22 protein-coding genes are annotated in these 22,485 nt (G+C 65.0%); 13 read left to right on the forward strand and 9 right to left on the reverse strand.

Features of this window, described 5'->3' with window-relative positions:
• Nucleotides 1–104 precede the first annotated feature (104 nt).
• A complete protein-coding gene (gene pcaQ, locus CE453_RS06610; protein WP_248307980.1) occupies nt 105–1,064 on the forward strand; it encodes a pca operon transcription factor PcaQ in 960 nt (319 codons plus the stop codon).
• 190 nt (nt 1,065–1,254) lie between these two features.
• Nucleotides 1,255–1,542 carry a hypothetical protein gene (locus CE453_RS06615; RefSeq protein ID WP_089173861.1) on the forward strand — a complete coding sequence of 96 codons (288 nt, stop codon included), beginning with the start codon at nt 1,255–1,257 and terminating at the stop codon, nt 1,540–1,542.
• Here CE453_RS06615 and CE453_RS06620 read toward each other — a convergent pair.
• Nucleotides 1,536–2,975: an amidohydrolase gene (locus tag CE453_RS06620; RefSeq protein ID WP_089173862.1), complete on the reverse strand. Its 1,440-nt coding sequence runs from the start codon at nt 2,973–2,975 to the stop codon at nt 1,536–1,538. The genes CE453_RS06615 and CE453_RS06620 overlap by 7 nt on opposite strands.
• Nucleotides 2,976–3,095: 120 nt before the next feature.
• On the opposite strand from CE453_RS06620, the gene CE453_RS06625 reads away from it, so the two are divergent.
• The 3 genes from CE453_RS06625 to CE453_RS06635 all read left to right on the forward strand — a co-directional run bounded on the left by CE453_RS06625 (nt 3,096) and on the right by CE453_RS06635 (nt 7,097).
• Nucleotides 3,096–3,788 (forward strand): GntR family transcriptional regulator, encoded by a 693-nt coding sequence (locus CE453_RS06625; RefSeq protein ID WP_089173863.1) that lies wholly within the window; start codon nt 3,096–3,098, stop codon nt 3,786–3,788.
• A gap of 134 nt (nt 3,789–3,922) precedes the next feature.
• Complete coding sequence (locus CE453_RS06630) at nt 3,923–4,543, forward strand: invasion associated locus B family protein (protein ID WP_089173864.1); 621 nt, start codon at nt 3,923–3,925, stop codon at nt 4,541–4,543.
• Between the two features lie 157 nt (nt 4,544–4,700).
• Entirely contained in the window at nt 4,701–7,097 is a 2,397-nt protein-coding gene (locus CE453_RS06635) for a transketolase-like TK C-terminal-containing protein (RefSeq protein ID WP_089173865.1), read from the forward strand.
• Nucleotides 7,098–7,163: 66 nt separating this feature from the next.
• On the opposite strand, the gene CE453_RS06640 is transcribed toward CE453_RS06635, so the two are convergent.
• Together CE453_RS06640 and CE453_RS06645 are read right to left on the reverse strand one after the other, a co-directional pair.
• Nucleotides 7,164–7,469, reverse strand: a complete 306-nt coding sequence (locus CE453_RS06640; protein ID WP_089173866.1) for a hypothetical protein — start codon at nt 7,467–7,469, stop codon at nt 7,164–7,166.
• Nucleotides 7,470–7,582: 113 nt separating this feature from the next.
• Nucleotides 7,583–8,683 (reverse strand): hypothetical protein, encoded by a 1,101-nt coding sequence (locus CE453_RS06645; protein WP_157732924.1) that lies wholly within the window; start codon nt 8,681–8,683, stop codon nt 7,583–7,585.
• 460 nt (nt 8,684–9,143) lie between these two features.
• Between CE453_RS06645 and CE453_RS06650 the strand changes: the two genes are divergently transcribed.
• Nucleotides 9,144–10,178, forward strand: a complete 1,035-nt coding sequence (locus tag CE453_RS06650; RefSeq protein WP_089173868.1) for an aspartate-semialdehyde dehydrogenase — start codon at nt 9,144–9,146, stop codon at nt 10,176–10,178.
• Nucleotides 10,179–10,337: 159 nt separating this feature from the next.
• Nucleotides 10,338–11,279 (forward strand): DMT family transporter, encoded by a 942-nt coding sequence (locus CE453_RS06655; RefSeq protein ID WP_248307981.1) that lies wholly within the window; start codon nt 10,338–10,340, stop codon nt 11,277–11,279.
• Nucleotides 11,280–11,318: 39 nt separating this feature from the next.
• On the opposite strand, the gene CE453_RS06660 is transcribed toward CE453_RS06655, so the two are convergent.
• Nucleotides 11,319–11,984: a TetR/AcrR family transcriptional regulator gene (locus CE453_RS06660; RefSeq protein WP_089173870.1), complete on the reverse strand. Its 666-nt coding sequence runs from the start codon at nt 11,982–11,984 to the stop codon at nt 11,319–11,321.
• A 139-nt stretch (nt 11,985–12,123) separates the two neighbouring features.
• Here CE453_RS06660 and CE453_RS06665 point away from each other — a divergent pair, with 139 nt between their 5' ends.
• The 4 genes from CE453_RS06665 to bfr all read left to right on the forward strand — a co-directional run bounded on the left by CE453_RS06665 (nt 12,124) and on the right by bfr (nt 16,597).
• On the forward strand, nt 12,124–13,311 hold the full coding sequence (locus CE453_RS06665; protein WP_089173871.1) for an HlyD family secretion protein: 1,188 nt from the start codon (nt 12,124–12,126) through the stop codon (nt 13,309–13,311).
• An 18-nt stretch (nt 13,312–13,329) separates the two neighbouring features.
• Nucleotides 13,330–14,916, forward strand: coding sequence for a DHA2 family efflux MFS transporter permease subunit (locus CE453_RS06670; protein WP_089173872.1), 1,587 nt, complete (start codon nt 13,330–13,332; stop codon nt 14,914–14,916).
• A 244-nt stretch (nt 14,917–15,160) separates the two neighbouring features.
• Nucleotides 15,161–15,694 (forward strand): iron response transcriptional regulator IrrA, encoded by a 534-nt coding sequence (gene irrA / locus CE453_RS06675; RefSeq protein ID WP_089173873.1) that lies wholly within the window; start codon nt 15,161–15,163, stop codon nt 15,692–15,694.
• A 408-nt stretch (nt 15,695–16,102) separates the two neighbouring features.
• Nucleotides 16,103–16,597, forward strand: coding sequence for a bacterioferritin (gene bfr / locus CE453_RS06685; protein ID WP_089173874.1), 495 nt, complete (start codon nt 16,103–16,105; stop codon nt 16,595–16,597).
• Between the two features lie 108 nt (nt 16,598–16,705).
• Here the strand turns inward: bfr and CE453_RS06690 are convergent, their stop codons facing one another.
• A complete protein-coding gene (locus CE453_RS06690) occupies nt 16,706–17,314 on the reverse strand; it encodes a cold-shock protein (RefSeq protein WP_089173875.1) in 609 nt (202 codons plus the stop codon).
• A gap of 322 nt (nt 17,315–17,636) precedes the next feature.
• Here CE453_RS06690 and CE453_RS06695 point away from each other — a divergent pair, with 322 nt between their 5' ends.
• Nucleotides 17,637–18,251, forward strand: coding sequence for a GNAT family N-acetyltransferase (locus CE453_RS06695; protein WP_157732925.1), 615 nt, complete (start codon nt 17,637–17,639; stop codon nt 18,249–18,251).
• Between the two features lie 107 nt (nt 18,252–18,358).
• Here CE453_RS06695 and CE453_RS06700 read toward each other — a convergent pair whose 3' ends face one another.
• Nucleotides 18,359–19,036 carry an AprI/Inh family metalloprotease inhibitor gene (locus CE453_RS06700; RefSeq protein ID WP_089173877.1) on the reverse strand — a complete coding sequence of 226 codons (678 nt, stop codon included), beginning with the start codon at nt 19,034–19,036 and terminating at the stop codon, nt 18,359–18,361.
• A gap of 165 nt (nt 19,037–19,201) precedes the next feature.
• Between CE453_RS06700 and CE453_RS06705 the strand changes: the two genes are divergently transcribed.
• Nucleotides 19,202–19,585: a RidA family protein gene (locus CE453_RS06705; RefSeq protein WP_089173878.1), complete on the forward strand. Its 384-nt coding sequence runs from the start codon at nt 19,202–19,204 to the stop codon at nt 19,583–19,585.
• A gap of 22 nt (nt 19,586–19,607) precedes the next feature.
• Here CE453_RS06705 and acs read toward each other — a convergent pair whose 3' ends face one another.
• The 3 genes from acs to CE453_RS06720 form a co-directional block, all read right to left on the reverse strand.
• Nucleotides 19,608–21,560 carry an acetate--CoA ligase gene (acs, locus tag CE453_RS06710; RefSeq protein WP_089173879.1) on the reverse strand — a complete coding sequence of 651 codons (1,953 nt, stop codon included), beginning with the start codon at nt 21,558–21,560 and terminating at the stop codon, nt 19,608–19,610.
• 185 nt (nt 21,561–21,745) lie between these two features.
• Nucleotides 21,746–22,156: an EVE domain-containing protein gene (locus CE453_RS06715; protein WP_089173880.1), complete on the reverse strand. Its 411-nt coding sequence runs from the start codon at nt 22,154–22,156 to the stop codon at nt 21,746–21,748.
• The gene (locus tag CE453_RS06720; protein WP_157732926.1) at nt 22,156–22,482 is read right to left on the reverse strand and encodes a hypothetical protein; all 327 of its coding nucleotides are present in this window, start codon (nt 22,480–22,482) and stop codon (nt 22,156–22,158) included. Before CE453_RS06720 ends, CE453_RS06715 begins: the two co-directional genes overlap by 1 nt.
• Nucleotides 22,483–22,485 lie beyond the last annotated feature (3 nt).

Below are 22,485 nucleotides of genomic sequence, written 5' to 3' on the forward strand. Positions count from 1 at the left end.
GTGCTGTTCGAAGCCGAGGTGGCAATGTCTCCCTTTCCCTTGCGCGAACGGCTATGCTGGATCGCTCTTCAAGGCTTTCGATTAACTTCAGGGTTATTCTGGACGTGACAACGCCGCGCCTTCATCCGCTGAACGGGCGAATCAAGCTGCGCCATCTGGTGTCATTCCTCGAAGTGGCGCGGCTGAAGAGCGTCGTGAAGGCGGCGGCATTGCTCGGGCTGAGCCAGCCCGCGGTGTCCAAAACCGTCCAGGAACTGGAAGATATGCTCGGCGCCACGCTGTTCGAGCCGAATCGCCGGCCGATGATGCTGACCGGGCCAGGCGAGGTGTTCTTCCGCTATGCCGGAGCGAGTCTGACAGCGCTGAAGCAAGGCGTCAGCATGGTCGGGGACGATGGCGCGAATACCGATATCGCCTTCTCCGTCGGGGCCTTGCCGACCGTGTCCGCCCATGTCCTGCCGCGGGCGCTTGCGGAGGTCATGACACGTTATGGCGCAATGCGGCCGCGAGTCGTGACTGGTCCCAACGACGTATTGATGTCTCAGCTCAGACTCGGCGATCTCGATCTTGTCATCGGCCGCATGCCCGATCCGGAGACCATGCGGGGCTTCGCCTTCGAGCATCTTTATTCCGAGCGGGTCGCGCTGGTGGTCAGGCCGCACCACCCGCTTCTGGCAGCGTCGCCTTTCGACATGGCGAGTGTCGCTCGGTATCAGTGGCTGCTGCCGCCGCCGGGATCGGTGATCAGCTCGACGGTGGAACGCTATCTCGTCACCCATGCACTGCGGCCGACGGCTGGCGTGATCGAGACGGTCTCCGACGCCTTCGCGCGCAATTATCTGCGCCTGAGCGACGGGATCTGGTTCATCTCGGAAGGCGTCGTCGCCGAGGATGTCGGGACGGGCTGGCTTGCGGTGCTCCCGGCCGAGACGGCTGACACGCTGGGGCCAGTCGGATTGACGACGCGCATCGACACCGTGCTGCCGCTACCGGCGCAGCTTCTGGCCGTGGCGCTGCGTGAGCTGGTGGCGCGACGGGCGGTGGACAAGCCTCCGCGCGGGTGACTGCGACAAAGGCACCGAACCGAAAAAGCAGAAGCGATTTTCGGGAAGATCCGATGCGATAACAGATAGATGGATCGGCCTGACCGCCTCGCTAGGGCGCGGGGTGACCGAGGAGGCGGGTTGCCCTGACCGACACGGACCTTATATCGGCCGCGTGACCATGCCTGACCAATTCATGCCTGACAGTTTGATGCCGAGCCGCCCTTTCAGCTTTCCCGGAGTCCTGAACTCCAAGGAACTGCTCGTCGCCGAAGCGGTCCATGCCCGCGCCTGGGCGGCGTTGGACCATGACGACCGCCTCGATCCGGAGCTGGAATCCGACGCCAAGGCCCGGCTCGGGCGAATCGTGCTGCGCCTTATCGGCGAACGCCCGGCATCGGTCACCGATCTTGCTGCCGCCGCGGTCGAGGAGTTCAGGGCAACGCGTCCGCCCGGCCCCGATGGGACGCGAGACCGGGCGGACGACCCGTCTCAGTGAGCGGCCATGTCGAGCGGCGGCTCGACATCGTCGGTGATCGGGTTGGCGAAGGGATTCCTGGCGCGGAACGCCGCGAACTCGTCCTTCGCCGCTTTCAGCAGGGCGGGATCGTTCAGCACGTCGGTCGCAACGCCGGCCATGGCCTTGGCGGCCAGGGCCAGGCCCTTATGTGCCGCAGGAGCCAAGCCCTGCGCGACGAGCTGCCAGGAATGGCCGGGCGTACCGATGGCATAACAGGCGGTGCGGCACTGCACGGTGGGAACCACCCAGCTCACCGTGCCGACATCGGTCGAGCCGACCGAAGTGTCGCTGCCGGCGCCGAGAGGGTAGATCTCGTCGCTCAGCGCTTCCCCGTCTTTCGGCTTCAGGCCGAGGCGGGAGTAGGATGAGGCAATGTCCTCGGCACTCAGCGTCTTCTGGAAGCCAGCCGCGAAGGCCTGATCGGCCGCGTCGAAGCCGGGCCCACCCAGAGCCTGCAGATTGGCGTGCATCGCTTCTTCGAGCGGGCCGTTGCCGATGAGATTGGCGTCGCCGGAGAGCTGCTTGATGGAGACGGAGGTCTCGCTCATCAGCGCGGCGCCCTCGGCGATCTTCTTCACGCGCGCAACGAGGTCCCACATCTCCGAGAGCGTCGCGGCGCGAATGAGCTGGCGCGTCGTGGCCGTCGCTTGCACGACGTTCGGGGCGATGCCGCCGGGATTGATGATGGCGTAGTGCACGCGTGCTGTCGAAGGCATGTGCTCGCGCATGTAGTTGACGCCGATATGCATCAGCTCGACGGCATCCAGCGCCGAGCGGCCGAGATGCGGCGCGGCGGCGGCATGAGAGGCGCGGCCGGTGAAGGTGTATTCGATTTCGACACAGGCCAGCGAGAACGGCCGGTTGACGCCGGTGAACGAGGCCGGGTGCCAGCACAGCGCGATGTCGACATCGTCGAAGGCGCCGGCTCGGACCATGAAGCCCTTGGCGGAGCCGCCTTCCTCGGCAGGGCAGCCATAATAGCGCACCCGGCCCTTGAGGCCGTTGGCCGCCAGGTAGTCCTTCACGGCCGCTGCGGCCAGGAGCGAAGCAGAACCCAGCATATTGTGGCCGCAGCCATGGCCGTTGCCGCCCTTCTCGATCGGTGTCGCGGCGGTGACGCCGGCTTCCTGGCTCAGGCCGGGCAGGGCATCGTATTCGCCCATGATGGCAATGACCGGGCCGTCTTCTCCGGCTTCGCCGATCAGCGCGGTCGGCAGGCCGGCGACATTCTCGGTGATGCGGAAGCCTTCGCGTTCCAGCATGGTGCGGTGTTCGGCGGCGGAGCGGACTTCCTGGTAGTTGAGCTCGGGCATGTGCCAGATGCGATCGGACAGCGCGAAATAATCCGGCGACTTGTCGTCGATGCGCCGCCAGACTTCCTTGCTGTTGCTGGCGTCCTTGCTGCTGCTCATGGGGGCTCCTGTTCCGGGCGCTGGGCCATCTGTATTGGCGCCAATTTTTCACATATGGGTGATAGCCGGACAAGCCGAGCCGGGCGCAAGGGGGTCGGCCCAACAGTGCATGAGGCGACGATGTCGAACGGCGAGGCGAGGGAGGAGACCGGCCGCAGGCCAAGCGCGAAGGCGCGTGCCGGCCGTCACGATGCGCTCGCCAACGCGCTCGCGGACGAGATCCATTCCGGTGCGCTCGCGCCCGGCGAATGGCTCAAGCAGATCGATATCGAGCAGCGCTACGGCGCCAAGCGCATGGATGTGCGGCGAGCGCTCGACCGGCTGGTGCAGAAACGGCTTGTCGTTCACCTGCCCAATCGCGGCTACCACGTCGTCAAGCCCGACGGGCGGCTGGCGCAGGAGATTCGCGACGTGCGGGTCATTCTCGAGACGGGCGCGGTCGACGGCATCGTCGCCCGGGTACGGGAGGAGGATGTGGCCGAAGCGCTCAGGCTGGCACGCCGCTTCGAAAGCCTACTGTTCGACGGCACGGTCATCGATCTGCATGATGCCAACATCGCCTTCCATGGGCACCTGCTGGGGTTATGCGGCAACCCCGAGCTTTGTGCGCTGGTGCAGGAGCTGCGTGGCCGCATCGCTTCGGCGCTCGCCGGGCAATGGCAGAAGCGCAGCCGCATCGAGCAATCGAGCCGCGAGCATCTAGCAATGGTCGAGGCGCTAGCCGCACGCGACGCGGAAGCGCTGCGGCGGCTGATCCGCGCGCATATCCTGCAAAAGCCAGACGGCTTGGCCGCCGGAGTGTCGGAAGTTTAAATTTTGTCGAATTCTGCGTTCTTACTGAAGCGACATAAGTCGATGACTTATCCGCGCGTTGCCGCATAAGATTTTGACGCTGTCCTGTTGCCTTGCTATTCGCCTTTCAATTCCTTCTGCCGAATTGAGCTGCCATGATTTTTCTTCGTCGCCTGACACTGGGCTCCGCTGCCACCGCTCTTCTGCTTTCGGTTGCCTGGTCCGGCGCACAGCCTGTGAGGGCGCAACAGGCGCGTCCAGCGGCCAAGCCCGCTGCGACCACAACGACCGCCCCGGTCGTCGGGCAACCGGCGGTGACTGCGACGCTGCCGAACGGTGCGAGCGCGATCAACGAAACCTATGGCGACTGGACAGTCGATTGCCGCATCCTCAACAGCCAGCGTCTTTGCCTGCTGGTTCAGTCGCAAGGCAACAACCAAACTGGCCAACGTGTCTTTGCCATCGAGCTGCGGACGCCGAAGGAAGGGCGGGTGGAAGGCACGATCCTGATGCCGTTCGGGATGAAGCTTGAGAACGGCGCGGTGCTGCGGCTCGACGACAAGGATCTCGGCCAGGGGCTGCGTTTCTCGACATGCCTGGCGCAAGGCTGCCTGCTGCCGATCTCCTTCCCGACAGTCGCGACTGACGCGATGAAGAAGGGCAAGACCCTGACGGTGGCGGCGCTCAATCTCTCAAATGGCGAGCCGGTCTCCTTCAATGTGCCGCTCAATGGCTTCGCCGCCGCGTTCGACCGTGTCGCGCAGATTGATCGATAGCGGGCATCCGGCGCGACCGATTTTGGCGATTTCCTGCCATACTGGCGGGATGCTTAGCGGAAAGCGCCAATACGAGGATCCTTGGCGCTTAAAATTGGTTCGCCTAGCCAGAACATCCGTGCATGATCGGAGCTCTGGGGAGTTCGAGCCAAAATCCATGACGACCGATCCGCGCCTGCCGTTCCTCGCCGAGCTGGAGAAGAAGATCCTCTGGCTCGCCTCCTGGACGATCCATAACGCCAATCACATCCGCCCGAACGAGGACGGGATGAAGGTGGGTGGGCATCAGGCCTCCTCGGCCTCGCTCGCCACCATCATGACCGCGCTCTACATGGCAGCGCTGCGTCCGCAGGACCGAGTTGCGGTGAAACCGCACGCCTCGCCGATCTTCCATGCCATCAATTATCTGATGGGGTTGCAGACGCGCGAGAAACTGGAGAATTTCCGCGGCTACAAGGGCGCGCAAAGCTACCCCTCGCGTACCAAGGATATCGACGATGTCGATTTCTCGACCGGCTCGGTCGGCCTTGGCGTCGCGCAGACGCTGTTCTCCTCGCTGACCCAGGATTACGTGAAGGCGCATGGCTGGGCGAAGGACCGGCCGGAAGGTCGGATGGTCTCGCTCATCGGCGATGCCGAGCTCGACGAGGGCAATATCTTCGAGGCCCTGATGGAGGGCTGGAAGCACGGGTTGCGCAACACCTGGTGGATCATCGACTACAACCGCCAGTCGCTCGACGCCGTCATCCGCGAAGGGCTCTACGACCGCTTCGAGACGATGTTCCGCAATTTCGGCTGGGATGTCGTGACACTGAAATACGGCTCGCTGCAGCAGGCGGCCTTCAAGGAAAAGGGCGGCGATCGGCTGAAGGCCTGGATCGATTCCTGCCCGAACCAGCTCTATTCGGTGCTGACTTTTCAGGGTGGCGCCGCCTGGCGCAAGCGGCTGATGGACGATCTCGGCGACCAGGGGCCGGTGACCAAGCTGATCGAAAAGCGCTCGGATGACGAGCTTTCCAAGCTGATGTGCAATCTCGGCGGCCATGACCTGCCGTCGCTGCTTGAAGCCTTCGAGAGCATCGGCCATGACCGGCCGGTCTGCTTCCTCGCCTATACGGTGAAGGGTTTTGGCCTGCCGCTGGCCGGTCACAAGGACAACCACGCCGGGCTGATGACCAAGGAGCAGCTCGACGGCTTCCGCAAGGCGAACGATATCCGCCCCGGTCATGAGTGGGATCTGTTCGAAGGGCTCGGGATGCCCGAGGGCAAGATCCGAAGCTTTCTCGACAAGGTGCCGTTCTTCTCGGAAGGACGGCGGCGCCTCTCCGCTGCCAAGCTGCCGGTGCCAGCGACGCTACCGGCGGGTATTCAGCCGTCCATGTCGACACAGATGGGCTTCGGCAAGGTGCTCGACGAACTGGCCAAGGCCGGCGGCCCGCTGGCCGACCGCATCGTCACGACGGCGCCGGACGTCACCGTCTCGACCAATCTCGGCCCCTGGGTGAACCGGCGCGGTCTCTTCGCCCGCGCGTCGATGGCCGACACCTTCAAGGACGAGCGCATTCCTTCGATGCAGAAATGGGAATTCTCGCCGAAGGGCCAGCATATCGAGCTCGGCATCGCCGAGATGAACCTGTTCATCAATCTCTCGGCGCTCGGCCTTTCGCACTCGATCTTCGGCGAGCGGCTGATCCCGATCGGCACGCTCTACGACCCCTTCATCTCGCGCGGCCTCGATGCGCTGAACTATGCCTGCTACCAGGATGCGCGCTTCATGGTGGTGGCGACACCGTCGGGCGTGACGCTGGCGCCGGAAGGCGGGGCGCACCAGTCGATCGCGACGCCGCTGATCGGGATGAGCCAGGATGGCCTCTGCGCCTTCGAGCCCGCCTTCGTCGACGAACTCGCGGTGATGATGCGCTGGTCCTTCGACTACATGCAGCGCGACGGCGAGGGCGACCCCGACGAGCGGACTTGGCTGCGCGACGAGACCGGAGGCTCCGTCTATCTGCGTCTATCGACTCGCCAGGTCGAGCAGCCGAGCCGGGCGATGACACCGGAGCTGGAGCGCGACATCATCGACGGCGCCTATTGGCTGAGAAAGCCAGGGCCGAACGCCTCCGTCGTGATCGCCTATACCGGCGCGGTGGCTCCCGAAGCGATCGAGGCGGTCGGATTATTGTCCGAGGACCGACGTGATGTCGGGCTGCTCGCCATCACCTCCGCAGATCGGCTCAATGCCGGCTGGCAGGCTGCGGAACGGGCGCGCCAGCGCGGCAACCATGCGGCGACGAGCCATGTCGAACGGCTGCTCGGCGAACTTTCGCGCGATTGCGGCATCGTCTCGGTGCTGGACGGGCATCCGGCGACGCTGGCCTGGCTTGGCAGCGTCCATGGTCACCGGCAGAAGGCGCTGGGGGTCGAGCATTTCGGCCAGACCGGAACGGTCGCCGATCTTTACCGGCATTTCGGCATCGACGCGAACGCGATCGTCCACGCCGCCAATGCCGCGGCGCCTGGGCGGCCGGTGCGCTATCTCAAGGCGCTGCCGTAGAAAGACCTGCCATCCCGTGCCTGCGCAGCAGCGTTCCACGCTGCGGCGTGCACGGGATGATGCCCGTCAGAAGCGCGGCGACTCGATCGTGTTGGCGAAGGGATTGCTGCCGGCACCGACGCGGCTGGGCAGGGTGTCCTCGCCATAGAGGCTGCCGGTGCTCACATAGATCGGCGAGGCGGCGAAATGCTGGCTGGCATAGCGGTTCATCGAGCCGACCGGTGCGACCTTGCCGGCATCGAGATAGCTGCGCTTCTGAACAGTGATCCGCAGCGGCCCGCGGCGGCTCTGCGCTTCGGCCAGGCTCACCATGACGGTCGATGCCGCCAGAGCGATGGTGAGAGCGGTGGCAACGCGCTTGAACGACATCATGACGACAGTCTCCGGGAGTGGCGACACCCACTCGATGTAAGCATCCTCGACCCGGAGCAAAGCCTAATGCGGGCCCGTTAACAACATTGTTAGCGTGATGCCTCGTTGGCGGCTCAGCGCTTCCGGTGTGTCGTCTTGGAGCGGGCTGGTCGCGCGGGCGGCGTGACTTTCAGCGTCTCTGCCGCCGCGGTCTTCACGCGGAGCGCCGGCATGGAGCCGTCGACATCGAGCCAGGAGGCCTTGCGGCCGCTCGCTGCAAGATGCGGTTTTGTGCAGGCCGGGTCACGCGCGAGTTCGCTCTTGGCGAAGGTGGCGCGCAGTTCCTCATTTCCCGCCGCATTGGCGAGATCGAGCCGATCGATGAGGCAGGCGAGCTGGCGACGATCGCTCGGCTTGGTCGCGGCGCACCACCAGCCGTTCATCGCAAACGCCGTCATGTCTCCGGCGGAGCGGAAGGCGAGGCAACTGCGGCTCGTGCCGCCGTCGTCGAGAACGACATCGGCTGTTTCCAACGTGCCGAAACGCGTCTGGATCGCGACCGGTGCGCTGCTGCGCGTGACCGACAGAGCATGCAGTGCAGCCTCGCGAACGAGGTCGACAGTGAAGGAGCGCTCACCGGACTGCTCCAGAGGCCCGGTGCGCAGCCGAAGCGTGAGATGGGGGGTGCTGTCCGCAAAAGCGGCGAAGGCCAAGACATCTTCCCGCCGGCCATCGGCCGTGCGCCGGGCTTCGTAGCTGGGAGCCGTGCGGCCGAACTCGGGTGAGGCAAGGTCGAAGATCGCGATCGGCCGTGGGATCGGGCTCCAATCCGCTGCACCGAGATTGCCGCGGCGAGCTGCCGGCTGCGCGGCTGTGCCGGAGGTTGAAGCAGCTGTGAGACTGGCGAGTTGCGGCTGGTCTTCGTCCTTGGCCGAGAGGCCGGTGACGAGCGCTGCGGTCATGCCGAGGCCGGTCAGCGCAGCCAGGCCCCGCCAGAGCAGGGCGCCGGGCAGACCAAAGCCGCGTTGCGGGACGACCAGGCGAAGCCAGCGCCACAGCGCGCGTCCGGAGCGCTCGCTGTGATCGGCAGCGGTGATCAGTGCCGGGACGAGGTCGATGCGGGCAACGCGCTGTCCGGCGACTCGGCACGTTCCATACGCACGAAGGAACCATGGCCGCAGCTGTTCCAGCCGTGCACGGACGCCTTCCAACGCTGAACCGGATACCGAACGCAACCCGTCTCTCCCGCGCAGCGCGACCGCCGCGCATCCTCCACACCCACCGGGAGCCTGCCGCGAGAGGATGGCCCGGAGGTTACCGGGAGGCTGGATTCGGCCGGCAGCATGAACACAGGGTCAAGAAGCAGGGTTAACGCAGCGCGCCGCCGGGGGAGGCGGGTCCAGCAGGGGAATTGACTTTTTGCCGCGGCCGGTGTTCTGACAGCGTACGACGCAGCCTTGCGTCGCTTGCGAAGTTTGCAGCCCTTCGGGATTGGTTCCGTGACTGTCGGCCTGACGACGAAACACACGACCAAAACGACGACCGGGAAAGCCGGTACGTCGCGCTGACGCTTCGCCTCGGTTCCGGGTCCATCTCCCCCCGGCGGGGGTAGATCGCCGAACCAGCCCGGAACAGGGGCAGGGGCGGCTCCCAAAGGGAGATCCGAACCGAATCCATCCGCAAAGGATCACATCAATGAGCTTCAAGGTCGCAGTGGTCGGCGCTACCGGCAATGTAGGCCGCGAGATGCTGGACATTCTCGCCGAGCGGGCCTTTCCGGTCAGCGAGGTGGTGGCGCTGGCCTCGTCCCGCTCCGTCGGCACCGAGGTCTCTTTCGGCGAGAAGACGCTGAAGGTGAAGGCGCTCGAGCATTACGACTTCTCGGACACCGACATCTGCCTGATGTCGGCGGGCGGCGAAATCTCCAAGGAGTGGTCGCCGAAGATCGGTGCGCAAGGCACAGTCGTCATCGACAATTCCTCAGCCTGGCGCACCCACCCCGACGTGCCGCTGATCGTGCCCGAGGTGAACGCCGCTGCTACCGCCGGCTTCACCAAGATGAACATCATCGCCAACCCGAACTGCTCGACCGCGCAGCTCGTCGTCGCGCTGAAGCCGCTGCATGACAAGTTCGGCATCAAGCGCGTCGTCGTCTCGACCTATCAGTCGGTTTCCGGCGCCGGCAAGGAGGGCATGGACGAGCTCTTCAACCAGACCCGCGCCGTGTTCTCGGCCGGCGAGGTCCAGACCAAGAAGTTCCCGAAGCGCATCTCCTTCAACCTGATTCCGCAGATCGACGTCTTCATGGAGGACGGCTACACCAAGGAAGAGTGGAAGATGGTGGTCGAGACCAAGAAGATCCTCGACCCGAAGATCAAGCTGACCGCGACCTGCGTGCGCGTGCCGGTCTTCATCGCTCATTCGGAAGCCGTCAATATCGAGTGCGAGAAGCCGATCACGGCTGATGAGGCGCGCGAGGTGCTGCGCAGCGCGCCCGGTATCCTCGTCATCGATAAGCGCGAACCCGGCGGCTACATCACGCCGCATGAGGCGGCCGGCGAGGACGCGACCTATATCTCGCGTATCCGCGAGGACGCGACGGTCGAGAACGGCCTCGCCTTCTGGTGCGTTTCCGACAATCTGCGCAAGGGAGCGGCGCTCAACGCCGTGCAGATCGCCGAGGTGCTGGTCAACCGCAAGCTGATCCAGCCGCGCAAGCAGGCGGCCTGAGCGGGTTCGCCGATTTTCAAGGCGTCTTCGAAGGCGGGCGTGAAGCCCGCCTTTTTGCTGCGCTGAAGCCGGGTCTTGCATGGGCCGCCTGTGATCTTTGCGCAGCGGCGCAGGTTCCAAATCGATTAAACTGCAATTCCTCTCGCGATTTTCCTGGCCGTGCCCAGTCCTATTCCTCCCGGACCCGTTTCCGAAACCGCCCATCCGGCCACGCCCGGATCGCTGCGGCGCGACAATGCGCTGCTCGGCATCGGTGTCATGCTGCTGGCGACGATTTTTCTGTCGGCCGGTGATGCCGCCTCGAAATATCTCGCCGCGCAGAACGTGCCGGCGCTGCACATCGTCTGGCTGCGCTATGCGATCTCCGGAGCGATCCTGATCGCGATCGTCGGGATCAAGCGGGACTGGGGCTCGTTCCGGACGCGGCGAGCTGGCCTGCATCTGCTGCGCGGCATCGGCGCGATCGGTTCGTCCATCCTCTTCGTATCGGCCCTGAAGCAGCTGCCGATCGCCGATGCGACCGCGACGAGTTTCGTCTCGCCGTTGTTCGTGACCGCCTTGTCGATCCCGATGCTCGGTGAGCGGGTCGGCTGGCGGCGCTGGCTGGCGACGGTGGTGGGCCTGATCGGCGTCCTGATCGTGGTGAGGCCGGGCGGCTCCGGCTTCCAGCTCGCATCGTTGCTGCCGGCGCTGTCGGCGCTCTGCTGGGCCTTCTCCCTGATCGTGACGCGCCTGATGAGCGGGACCGAGAGCCCGATCGCGACCGTGACCTACTCGACGGTCTTCGGCGCTCTGGTGATGACGCTGCTGCTGCCGCTGCACTGGGTGACGCCGACCTGGGAGATCGCCCTGGTCGGGTTCTTCATCGGCGCGGTCTCGACGGCCGGGCACTGGCTGGTGATCGTGGCGTTCCGTTACGCGGGCGCATCGCTGCTGGCGCCATTTTCCTACATCCAGCTCTTCTGGGCCTCGCTTTTCGGCTTCTTCCTGTTTGCCGCCCTGCCCGATGCCTGGACGCTGGTTGGTGCGGTCATCATCGCGAGCTCGGGCCTCTACACGGCGCACCGCGAGCGCATCCGGGCGAAGCAGGTTCTGGGCTGAGACGCCTCAAGTCCAGATTGTCCGTGCGATAACGATGATCTAGCGCTTGACGCCGTAGCGGGCCAGGAACATCTCGATGGCCTCGTTCACGACGTGCGCGATCTCCTCTTCGCTGGGAGGAGTGCGGACGGCGTTGAACAGCCGGGGGCGGGTCAGTGACGACTGGCACAGATCGACGAACTGCACCGCCGCGAGCTGGGTGTCGGCGATCGGGATGAGCTTGCCTTCGGCGATCATGCGCTCGAGGTGGCGGGCGATCAGGCTGGCGCCCTGCATCGGGCCGTTCTCATAGAAGCTGCGGCCGATATCGGGCATGCGCTCGGCCACGCCGATGACGATGCGGTGCGCGCTGACGGCGAATTCGCAATTGATCATGCGCACCAGGCAACGGCCGAAATTCGCCAGCGCGCGCACCGGATCCTCGTCCTGATCGAGCGCCTCGAAGGCGCCGCGCTTCTGCGCGTCGCGCTCGCGCTCGATCAGAGCGACGAAGAGATGCTCCTTGTCCTGGAAATAGACATAGAGCGTGCCCTTCGAGACATTGGCGGCCGCCGCGATATCGTTCATGCTGGCGGCGTCGAAACCCCGAGCCGTGAAGACCTGGTAAGCTCCATCGAGAATCTGGCGCCGTTTCTCCGGGTCCGTCCCGGCGATCCGCCGGTTGCGCCGTGCCGGCTTGAGGTCCGGCGTCATATTGTCCGTCATGCTTGTTTCCGCCGGGCAGCCCGGCCATGCAAAAATAATCGAACCGCCCAGTTCGATTTCACTTGATATGCAACATCGCCGGCGTTATTTCAAGCGCAATCGAACCAGACGGTTCGAATTGTTCTCATCAGGATAACCCATGTCCGCCGAGATCACGGATAAGCGCCGCGACCGCCTGAAGCTGGTCGATCCGGCCCTTGAGACAGCCAATCCCACTGAGGCGCGCCAGCCGGCGGAAACCACCTCGGCCCCCCCGCCCGAGGCGGCGCAGCCTCCTGCGAAGCGCAGCCCCGTACGCCGCGCCGGGCTGACCCTGCTCGCCGCCGTCGCGCTCGGTGCCGGCCTCTGGTACGGCATCGACTGGTGGCGCAACGGCCGTTTCATCGTCTCGACCGACGATGCCTATGTCGGCGCCGAAATGGCGACGATCTCCGCGAAGCTCGCTGCCAATATCGCCAAGGTTTCCGTGGTTCAGAACCAGGAGGTCAAGGCCGGTCAGCCGCTGGTGACGCTGGATGCCGGCGACTGGCAGATCGCGCTGGCGAGCGCCCGCGCCAAGACGGCGACGGCGCGCGCCACGCTCGCGCGTATCGATAGCCAGATCGAGGCCGGGCGTGCCGCGCTGGCGCAGGCCAAAGCGCAGCAGAGTTCGGCTGAAGCGGCAGTCACCCGCACGAGCGCTGATTATGATCGCGCCAACAGCCTGGCTGCCAAGTCCTACGGCTCGCAGGCCACGCTCGATGCCGCGACCGCGGCGCGTGACCAGGCCGTGGCGGCGGTCGCCAGCGCGAAAGCCGGCGTGGTGCAGGCTGATGCCAACATCAAGGTGCTCGAGGCTCAGCGCGTCGAGGCCGCCCGCCAGATCGACGAGCTCAAGGTGGCAGAGGAGAAGGCGGAGCGCGATCTCTCCTTCACCCAGGTCAACGCGCCGATCGACGGTGTCGTCGCCAGCACGAACCTGCAGCTCGGCGATCTGGTCAGCGCCGGCAAGCGCCTGATGTCGATCGTTCCGCTCGATCAGGTCTATGTCGACGCCAACTTCAAGGAAACGCAGATCGCACCTTTGAAGATCGGCGATCGCGCCTCGATCACGGTCGACGCGCTGCCGGACCAGGTCTTCCACGGCACGGTCAGCGGCATCGCCGGCGGCACGGGTTCGGTCTTCACGCTGCTGCCGCCGGACAATGCGACCGGCAATTTCACGAAGATCGTGCAGCGCGTGCCGGTGCGCATCGCGCTCGACCGGGAATCGGCCAGCAAGCATGTGCTGCGGCCGGGCATGTCGGTCGTCGTCTCCATCGATCCGCGTCCCGCCGGCCAGCGCTGACGCTGCAAGGAGGCCGTCATGGCCACCGCGACCTTGAATGCGCCGGCGGGAGCGCCGCCGGCTTCCGACGCCATTCCGATGCGCCGGATCTTCGCCTTCATGGCGATGGTCTTCGGCATGTTCATGGCGATCCTGGACATCCAGATCGTCTCCGCCTCGCTGGCGGAGATCCAGGCCGGCCTGTCCGCATCGTCGGATGAGATTGCCTGGGTGCAGACGGCCTATCTGATCGCGGAAGTGATCATGATCCCGCTGTCGGGCTATCTCAGCCGCGCACTCTCGACGCGCGTGTTCTTCTCGATCGCGGCGGCCGGTTTCACCATCTCCAGCGTCCTCTGTGCGACAGCCTCGTCGATCAACGAGATGATCGTCTGGCGTGCGATCCAGGGCTTCATCGGCGGTGGCATGATCCCCGGCGTCTTCGCCGCGGCCTTCACCATCTTTCCGCCCTCGAAGCGACCGGTTGTCTCGCCGCTCATCGGTCTCGTGGCGACACTCGCGCCGACGATCGGACCGACGGTGGGTGGCTATCTCAGCCATGCCTTCTCCTGGCACTGGCTGTTCCTGGTCAATGTCGTGCCTGGTATCGGCGTGACCATCGCGGCCTGGACGCTGATCGATTTCGACAAGCCAGACCACAGTCTGATCAAGCGCTTCGACTGGATCGGGCTCGGTGCCATGGCCGCTTTTCTCGGCAGCCTCGAATATGTGCTGGAGGAGGGGACACGGCTGGACTGGTTCCAGAGCGAGGAGATCATCGTCTTCTCGGTGGTCATGGTGATCGGTGCGGTGCTGTTCTTCTGGCGAGCCCTGACCCGGGACGACCCGCTTGTCGATCTCTACGCCTTCAAGGACCGCAACTTCGCCTTCGGTTCGCTGTTCTCCTTCTGCATGGGCATCGGCCTCTACGGGCTGACCTATCTCTACCCGGTCTATCTCGGGCGCATCCGCGGCTATGATGCGCTGATGATCGGCGAGACGATGTTCGTGACCGGTCTGTGCATGTTCTTCACGGCGCCGATCGCGGGCCGGCTCTCGGCCAAGCTCGATCCGCGCGTGATGATGATGATCGGGTTCAGCGCCTTCGCGTTGGGAACCTGGATCGCGTCCCGCATCACCTCGGACTGGGACTTCTACGAACTGCTCTGGCCGCAGGTGCTGCGCGGCTGCGGCCTCATGCTCTGCATGGTGCCGATCAACAACGTTGCGCTCGGCACCTTGCCGCCGCAGCAGCTCAAGAACGCTTCGGGGCTCTACAACCTGACCCGCAATCTCGGCGGGGCGGTCGGGCTCGCCATCATCAATACGATGCTGAACACCCGCACCGACCTGCACATCACCCGGTTGCACGAATGGGTCGCAGCAGGGCGGCAGGTCGCGGAGGAAGCGCTTGCGAACACGACGCAACGCTTCAACGATTTTGGCGATGCGGCACAGACGATGGCGATGGCCGTGCTCAACCAGCGTGTCCACAAGCAGGCGCTGGTCATGGCCTTCGGCGACGTCTTCCTGGGATTGACGGCGATCTTCGCCGGCCTTGTGGTTCTCTCGGTCTTCCTGAGCAAGCCAAAGCCGGTCGCTGCCGGCGCCGGTGGCGGGCACTGACGGCCATCGCCGCGAGCGAGCCGCTTCTCCGCGGATCTTCAGCCCTGATGGCCAGTCTTCCGGTCGATCGACGCCGGCCTTGTTACGGATCGCGGCGGTGCACAACGCTGCTCTGCAGCGCGATGTCGCATCCCGCGCGATTGACATTCCGGCGACGGTACGACAAATATGTCAGTAATATCAGTAGTTTAGATGATTTCTAAACTACGGGGCCGCGAGGCTGGAGAGTGGAAGGCGTTTTTCGATGAGCGTTCTGGCGAGCAAGGATCGGGAGCAGGCTGTCGCGGCGGAGCATATTCCGTGGCCGCAGAAAAGCCCGACCTCCTGCCCGATCAGCGGGGTGAAGGCGCGCCTGCGGGCGGCTGGCCTGCGCCCGACGCGCCAGCGTATGGCATTGGGCTGGCTGCTCTTCGCCAAGGGCGACCGTCATGTCAGCGCCGAGATGCTCTACGAGGAGGCGCTGCGGGCGCGCGAGCCCCTGTCGCTCGCCACGGTCTACAATACGCTGCGCCAGTTCTCCGAAGCCGGGCTGCTGCGCCAGGTTTCGGTGTCGGGCCCCAAGACCTTCTTCGACACCAACGTCTCGGAACACCACCACTTCTACAATGAAGAGGACGAGACGGTGACCGACATCCCCGGCTCGATGATCCATGTCTCGGGCCTGCCGGAGGCGCCGGAAGGCATGATGATCTCCTCGGTCGAGGTCATTGTCCGGCTGCGCAATGCCGATGGCGAGGAAGTCACGACGGCCAAGCGGGTGGCAGGCCATCACGCGTGATCGTCTGTTCCTGCAACGTCCTGTCCTGCCGGCAGATCAAGGGCACTGTCGGCCCTGACGGTAGCGGCCCGCGGACCGCAGGTGAGGCTTATGATTGCCTCGGCTGCAGCCCGGATTGCGGGCGCTGCGCACGCGAGGTTCGCTCGATCCTAGCCGAAGCTCGTGCCGCTTGCGCGACTCAGTGCGATAGCTGTGCCAGCCGCGAGATCGAGTGCGCCGTCCACGTCAGCGTCGGGCGCATGCTGGATGGCATCGCGCTATCCGAGGACGCCGCGGCGCAGGCTGCCTGAGGCAGCCGCTTCGTCCGGCCGGTGGATTGCCTGGACACGCGTCGTTTTCCCTCTTTCCTTCCGGGATACTCCTCTCTACATTAGGATCATTCTAATGTAGATCGTGAGGAGCGACGCCATGAAGGGCGACAAGAAGGTCATCGAATATCTCAACCGGGGGCTGCGCTCGGAGCTCACCGCGATCAATCAGTACTGGCTGCACTACCGGATGCTCGACAATTGGGGGCTGAAGGAGATGGCCAAGACCTGGAAGAAGGAATCGATCGAGGAGATGGTCCATGCCGACCGTTTCGTCGACCGCATCCTCTTTCTCGAAGGTTTCCCGAACCTGCAGACGCTTGACCAGCTCCGCATCGGCGAGAACGTCAAGGAAGTCATCGAATGCGACCTCAAGGCCGAAGTCGAGGCGCGGGCGCTCTACCAGGAAGCTGCCAAATATTGCCGCGACGTCGGTGACTATCCGTCCGAGGACCTGTTCAAGGCGCTGATGAAGGACGAGGAAGGTCATATCGACTTCCTCGAGACGCAGCTCGACCTCATCGATCGCGTCGGTCTGGAACTTTACACCCAGAAGCATATCGGCGGCCTGGAAGGCGACGACCACGAGCACTGACGCGGGAGCGAGCGCCGGGTGCATCATCCGGCGCCGTCACGACCGCCAAAGCCCAAGAAAAAGGGCCCGCCGATGGCGGGCCCTTTGTCGTTTCGAGGTGGTTCTCGATCAGATGAAGCTGATGTTCGACGCTTCCGGCCCCTTGCGGCCGGCGCGGATCGAGAAGCGCACGCGCTGACCGTCCATCGGCGGCTGCAGGCCGCTGCGGCTCAGCGAGGAGACATGCAGGAAAACGTCCGGCCCTCCCTTGTCGGGAGCGATGAAGCCGAAGCCGCGATCCGAGTTGAAGAACTTGACCGCGCCATCGAAGGGGCCTTCGACCGGGCCGCTGTCGCGGTCCTGAAAGCCGCCGCCACGCGGGCCGCGATCACGATCCTGGAAGCCGCCGCCGAAATCGTCGCGGGGCGCGCGCGGCGCGAAGCCGCGCGGAGCGGCCGGCGCCGTCTGGGTGGCGGTGGAGGCGTCGATCTCGTGAACGGCGACGACCTGCAGGCCGCGGCGGCCTTCACCGAGATCGGCGACGATGGTCGCGCCGGGCAGCAGATCCTGCTGGTCCAACGGGCCGATCGCCGAGATGTGCAGGAAAACATCGCCCGAGCCGTCGACGGGCGAGGCGAAACCGAACCCCTTCTCGGGGTCGAACCATTTGACTTTGGCTTCGATATTTTCGTGCGTGACGAAAGGCTGGGCAGCAGGAGGCTTGCGACGATCGAACATGGAGCTTCAGATATGAGTGACCGGGAGCACGCAACTTAGCTCATGCCGGGCGCGCCGTCATCGGGGTCAATGCGAAATTATCGCACGACATTTTCCGTCATTATAGTGCTTTTTTTTACGCCATCCCCAAGCCGGTAAACGGCGTTTGTCATGCGCTTGGTGCATGGATGTTTACTTTATTTGCCGCCTCTTCACGCGCCTACGGCAAAAATGCCGCAGCTGGGCCTCTTGCAATCGCCGCAATTGAAGGCGATCTGAAGCGCGGCTAGGGAAGAACGCCTCCTGTTCGATAGCGCGACACGGCGCTGTTCGGGAGATGACAATGACACGATCAACGAAAGTCCGCGGCAAGGCCGGCCGCGGGGAAATCCGCAGGCTGTGGCTGGCGGAACGCGATCTCTTCAGGGATCATCTGCTGAGACTCGACCCGCTGACGCGGCAGCAGCGCTTCGGTACGGCCGTGAACGATGCCTTCCTCGACAACTACGCCATGACGACCTTCGGGGTCGGTGGACTGGTCTATGCCTTTATCGAGGATGGCGTGGTGCGCGGCGCGGCCGAACTGCGCGGCCTTGACGACATCATCGCGCAGACTGGTGAGGCAGCCTTCAGCGTCGAGACCGGCTGGCGCCGCAGCGGCATCGGCGGCGAGCTGTTCGCGCGGCTGATTACGGCCGCCCGCAATCGCGGGATCAGGACGCTCTACATGACCTGCTTGCCGGAGAATGCCGCGATGCGGCGGCTCGCGCAGAAGTTCAAGGCGGATCTGGTTGGCGGCTATGCCGATGTCGAGGGCGTGATCGCCACCGGCGGTCCCACCCCCTTCACCATCCTCGACGAGGCGCTCGACAACGCCCAGGGCTTCGCCACGCTGGCTCTGTCGCTGCAGAAAGCCTTCTGGCCGACGCGCCTTTTCGCTCGCGCACTCAGAGCGTAGGCGCACCGTCAGATCGTGAGGCGCACGCAGCGCCTTGCGATCTGATCGCCGTTACGGTGCCATATCGATCCGAAATGCTACTTGCCCCTTCGGACCGGTCGGACGCCTTAGCGATTGAGCGACAGGGCCGCGCCAGACTTGGTCACGGCGCCGTCAAGTGCGTTGCCGCTGGTGGCGCGCAGCCGAGCTGCGACCGTGCCACCCTGCTGGTAGAGATAGACCTCACCGTCGCGGTAGTCCCAGGCCGTGATCTTCTGGAGATCGCGGTTGGCGCAGCCCGAGGAGCTGGCGCGATAGAGATCGAGAGTCGGCGCGCTCGACAGCTGCACGCGGCAGGTGCCGCCGGTCGCCTCGCGCGCGGTCCAGCCACCGATCACGTTGTCGCGCGTCGTCGAAGGACGGGCCGGAGCCGTCGGGCTGGGACCGAGGCCAGCGACCTGGTTGTTGCCCGGCGTGGCCGGAGCCTGGCCCGGCTGGCCCATCGGCGGCTGACCCTGCGGCGCACCGGCACCAGGCTCGAAGAACGGATCCTGCCCGGGCACTGCGCCGCCGGCTCCGGGCGGTGGGGCGGAAGCGGCTGGATAACCGCCGGGGGGCGGCAGCGGCTCGGACGTCACGGGGGCGGACGTCACCGGCGGCGCCGCAGGCAGGACGGGCTGGCTATAGGAGGGCGGGTTCATCACCGGCCCCGAGAAGCGCTGCGAACCGGCACAGGCTGTCAAGGCCAGCAGGGGAAGCAGGGCGGTCGCCTTCAGCGCCGGAATAGCGGTCTTCGTCGTCGTCATGCGGCGCGATCCCAATCAATCTAACTTTGCGTCAGTATCACAGAGCCATAATGAACGCGGCATGAGCATGGTCTAGCCCAACCGGACCCGCTTGCGAACCCGCGAAGTCCGATCTGGTTCCGCGCCCGCCTCGCGGGCATAGTGCGGCGCTTCGGAAGGACCGCCATGATACCGCTCAACCCGACTTCGATCGCCCCGCCCTTCGCGCGCTACAGCCATGGCATGGCGGTGCCGGCAGGCTGGCGACTGGCCGTGTGCTCGGGCCAGCTCGGCATAATGGCGGACAGTACGGTACCGCAGGGCGTACGCGAGCAGGCCGATCTTTGCTTCGCCAATATCGCCGCGATCCTCGCCGAAGCGCAGATGACGCTCGGCAACATCGTGCGGATCAACGCCTATGTCACCGACCGCGCCCATATGAAGGGCTATATGGAATCGCGTGACGCGCATGTCGGCGTGCCGCCGCCAGCCTCGACCCTGATGATCGTCTCCGGTTTTACCCGGCCGGAATTCAAGGTCGAGATCGAAGTGATCGCGGCCGCTCCCTGAGAAGCGGCCGCGGAACGGCAACTCAGCCGGCCTTGCGCTTGTTCTGACGGTTCGCGACGAGGTCGTCGACTACGGCCGGATCGGCCAAGGTCGAGGTGTCGCCGAGCGCGCCATGCTCGTCCTCGGCGATCTTGCGCAGGATGCGGCGCATGATCTTGCCGGAGCGGGTTTTGGGCAGGCCCGGCGCGAACTGGATCAGGTCCGGCGACGCGATCGGCCCGATCTCGTTGCGGACATAGGCGACGAGTTCCTTGCGCAGATCTTCGCTCGGGCTCTGGCCGGTCATCAGCGTGACATAGGCGTAGATGCCCTGGCCCTTGATGTCGTGGGGATAACCGACGACGGCAGCCTCCGAGACCGCGGGATGCGCGACGAGCGCCGATTCGACTTCCGCGGTACCCATGCGGTGGCCCGAGACGTTGATGACGTCGTCGACGCGGCCGGTGATCCAGTAATAGCCATCGGCGTCGCGCCGGCAGCCGTCACCGGTGAAGTACTTGTTCGCATAGGTCGCGAAATAAGTGTCCATGAAGCGCTGGTGATCGCCGTAGACAGTGCGCATCTGGCCGGGCCAGCTATCGGCGATGACGAGATTGCCCTCGCAGGCACCTTCCTGGACCTTGCCCTCGGTATCGACGATCTCGGGCTTGATGCCGAAGAAGGGGCGGGTGGCCGAGCCGGGCTTCAGCTTGGTGGCGCCCGGCAACGGCGTGATCAGGATGCCGCCGGTCTCGGTCTGCCACCAGGTGTCGACGATCGGGCAGCGATGGTCGCCGACGACGCGGTGATACCACTCCCAGGCCTCCGGATTGATCGGTTCGCCGACCGAGCCGAGCAGGCGCAGCGAGGCACGGCTGGTTTTCTTGACCGGCTCCTCGCCGGCGCCCATCAGCGAGCGGATCGCGGTCGGCGCGGTGTAGAAGGTGTTGACCTTGTGCTTGTCGATGACCTCCCAGAAGCGGGAGATCGACGGGTAGGTCGGGATGCCCTCGAACATCAGCGTCGTCGCGCCGTTGGCGAGCGGGCCGTAGAGGATGTAGCTGTGGCCGGTCACCCAGCCCACATCGGCGGTGCACCAGTAGATGTCGCCGTCATGGTAGTCGAAGACATATTGGTGGGTCATCGCCGTATAGACGAGATAGCCCGCCGTGGTGTGCAGCACACCCTTGGGCTTACCTGTCGAGCCTGAGGTGTAGAGCAGGAAGAGGGGATCTTCCGCATTCATCTCGACGGCTGGGCAATCGGCGGGAACCTTGCCGGCTTCGTCGTGATACCAGACGTCGCGGCCGGCCTTCATCGAGACATTGCCGCCGGTACGCTTGACGACGATGACCGTGCCGATGCCGCCCTTCACCTTGTCGTCGGCGAGGTCGACATTCTTCTTGAGCGGCACCGTGCGGCCGCCGCGCAGGCCTTCATCGGCGGTGATGACGATCCTGGAGTCGGAGTCCTCGATGCGGCTGGCCAGCGAATCCGGCGAGAAGCCGCCGAAGACGACCGAATGGATGGCGCCGATGCGGGCGCAAGCGAGCATCGCATAGGCCGCCTCGGGGATCATCGGCAGGTAGATGGTGACACGGTCGCCCTTACCGACGCCATGTGCCTTGAGCACATTGGCGAACTTGCTGACCTCGGCATGAAGCTGGCGATAGGTGATCGCCCTGGATTCGGACGGGTCATCGCCTTCCCAGATGATCGCAGTCTGGTCGCCGCGCTTGGCGAGGTGCCGGTCGATGCAGTTATGGGCGACGTTGGTGGTGCCGTCCTCGAACCACTTGATCGAGACCTTGCCCGGCTCGAAGCTGGTGTTCTTGACCTTGGTGTAGGGCTTGAACCAGTCGATCCGCTTGCCGTGCTCGCCCCAGAACTTCGACGGATCCGCGATCGAGGCCGCGTACATCTCCTGATAGCGGGCATCGTTCGCCCAGGCCTTGTCGGCCCAGCCGGCTGGCACGTCATAGATCGTTTCGGACATTTGCAGGCGTCTCCCCGGACAGGGTTCTTGATCGCGATCCCGTCCCCGCCTGACGGCGGGCGCGGTCCCGCTTCCTTTGAATTGGCTGCATCATAGGATGCAGGCGCGGCGCGGCAAGCGCTTCGCGCTCGCACTTTCGTGTCACAGACTTTCGGCGATGCTGGCCGCTGCCCGTCGCGGTGGGTTCAGAGACCGCCCATCTTGCAGACGATGTCCCATTCCTCGTCCGTCACCGGCTGGACCGAGAGGCGGAAGGAGGTGACGAGGGACATCTTCGCGAGCCGCGGCTCGGCCTTGACGGCGGCAAGTGTCACCGGCTTCGGCAACGGCTTTACCGCCTTGAAATCGACCAGCACCCAGGGCGGGCCAGCGGCTTCCCAGGGATAGGCCTCGCGGATGACCTCGACGATGCCGACGATCTCGAGGCCCTCGTTGGAATGGTAGAAGAAGACCTGGTCGCCCTTCTTCATCGCCATCAGGTTGAGTTTCGCCGTGTGGTTCTTGACCCCGTCCCAATGCGTGCCCTTCGCGCCGGCCTTGACCTGGTCGTCCCAGGACCAGACCGAGGGTTCGGATTTGATCAGCCAGTGAGCCATCAGGCCTCGTCCTCCTTCAGCGGCACGGGGGGCTGCGAGGCCGCCTCGCCCTGTTCGTTCCAGAACCGCACCATCTCGCGGGTCAATGCAGCGTAGTCCTTGGGCTCCAGCTCGACTCGGACCTCGCCCTCGCCGAAGGGCAGGATCAGCACGAAGCGATGCGTACCCTCGGCCCGGCGCCGGCGATGCTGGATCACCGGGCTGGCGATGCGGCCGGCGAGCGGCACGGGGCCGCTTTCGGCGACGAGCTCGGAGCCCGTCGTCTTCTTCACCTCAGCAATGCCACGCGCGATGCGCTTGCCGAGGTCGGAGAGTTCTCCCGCCATGGC

The organism is Bosea sp. AS-1, from assembly GCF_002220095.1.
Taxonomy (GTDB): domain Bacteria; phylum Pseudomonadota; class Alphaproteobacteria; order Rhizobiales; family Beijerinckiaceae; genus Allobosea.

Coding starts and splice junctions, on each gene's coding strand:
- CE453_RS06615 (WP_089173861.1), top strand. CDS start 1,255: ATGCCGAGCCGCCCTTTCAGCTTTCCCGGAGTCCTGAACTCCAAGGAA.
- CE453_RS06620 (WP_089173862.1), bottom strand. CDS start 2,975: ATGAGCAGCAGCAAGGACGCCAGCAACAGCAAGGAAGTCTGGCGGCGC.
- CE453_RS06625 (WP_089173863.1), top strand. CDS start 3,096: ATGTCGAACGGCGAGGCGAGGGAGGAGACCGGCCGCAGGCCAAGCGCG.
- CE453_RS06630 (WP_089173864.1), top strand. CDS start 3,923: ATGATTTTTCTTCGTCGCCTGACACTGGGCTCCGCTGCCACCGCTCTT.
- CE453_RS06635 (WP_089173865.1), top strand. CDS start 4,701: ATGACGACCGATCCGCGCCTGCCGTTCCTCGCCGAGCTGGAGAAGAAG.
- CE453_RS06640 (WP_089173866.1), bottom strand. CDS start 7,469: ATGATGTCGTTCAAGCGCGTTGCCACCGCTCTCACCATCGCTCTGGCG.
- CE453_RS06650 (WP_089173868.1), top strand. CDS start 9,144: ATGAGCTTCAAGGTCGCAGTGGTCGGCGCTACCGGCAATGTAGGCCGC.
- CE453_RS06660 (WP_089173870.1), bottom strand. CDS start 11,984: ATGACGGACAATATGACGCCGGACCTCAAGCCGGCACGGCGCAACCGG.
- CE453_RS06665 (WP_089173871.1), top strand. CDS start 12,124: ATGTCCGCCGAGATCACGGATAAGCGCCGCGACCGCCTGAAGCTGGTC.
- CE453_RS06670 (WP_089173872.1), top strand. CDS start 13,330: ATGGCCACCGCGACCTTGAATGCGCCGGCGGGAGCGCCGCCGGCTTCC.
- irrA (WP_089173873.1), top strand. CDS start 15,161: ATGAGCGTTCTGGCGAGCAAGGATCGGGAGCAGGCTGTCGCGGCGGAG.
- bfr (WP_089173874.1), top strand. CDS start 16,103: ATGAAGGGCGACAAGAAGGTCATCGAATATCTCAACCGGGGGCTGCGC.
- CE453_RS06690 (WP_089173875.1), bottom strand. CDS start 17,314: ATGTTCGATCGTCGCAAGCCTCCTGCTGCCCAGCCTTTCGTCACGCAC.
- CE453_RS06695 (WP_157732925.1), top strand. CDS start 17,637: ATGACACGATCAACGAAAGTCCGCGGCAAGGCCGGCCGCGGGGAAATC.
- CE453_RS06700 (WP_089173877.1), bottom strand. CDS start 19,036: ATGACGACGACGAAGACCGCTATTCCGGCGCTGAAGGCGACCGCCCTG.
- CE453_RS06705 (WP_089173878.1), top strand. CDS start 19,202: ATGATACCGCTCAACCCGACTTCGATCGCCCCGCCCTTCGCGCGCTAC.
- acs (WP_089173879.1), bottom strand. CDS start 21,560: ATGTCCGAAACGATCTATGACGTGCCAGCCGGCTGGGCCGACAAGGCC.
- CE453_RS06715 (WP_089173880.1), bottom strand. CDS start 22,156: ATGGCTCACTGGCTGATCAAATCCGAACCCTCGGTCTGGTCCTGGGAC.
- CE453_RS06720 (WP_157732926.1), bottom strand. CDS start 22,482: ATGGCGGGAGAACTCTCCGACCTCGGCAAGCGCATCGCGCGTGGCATT.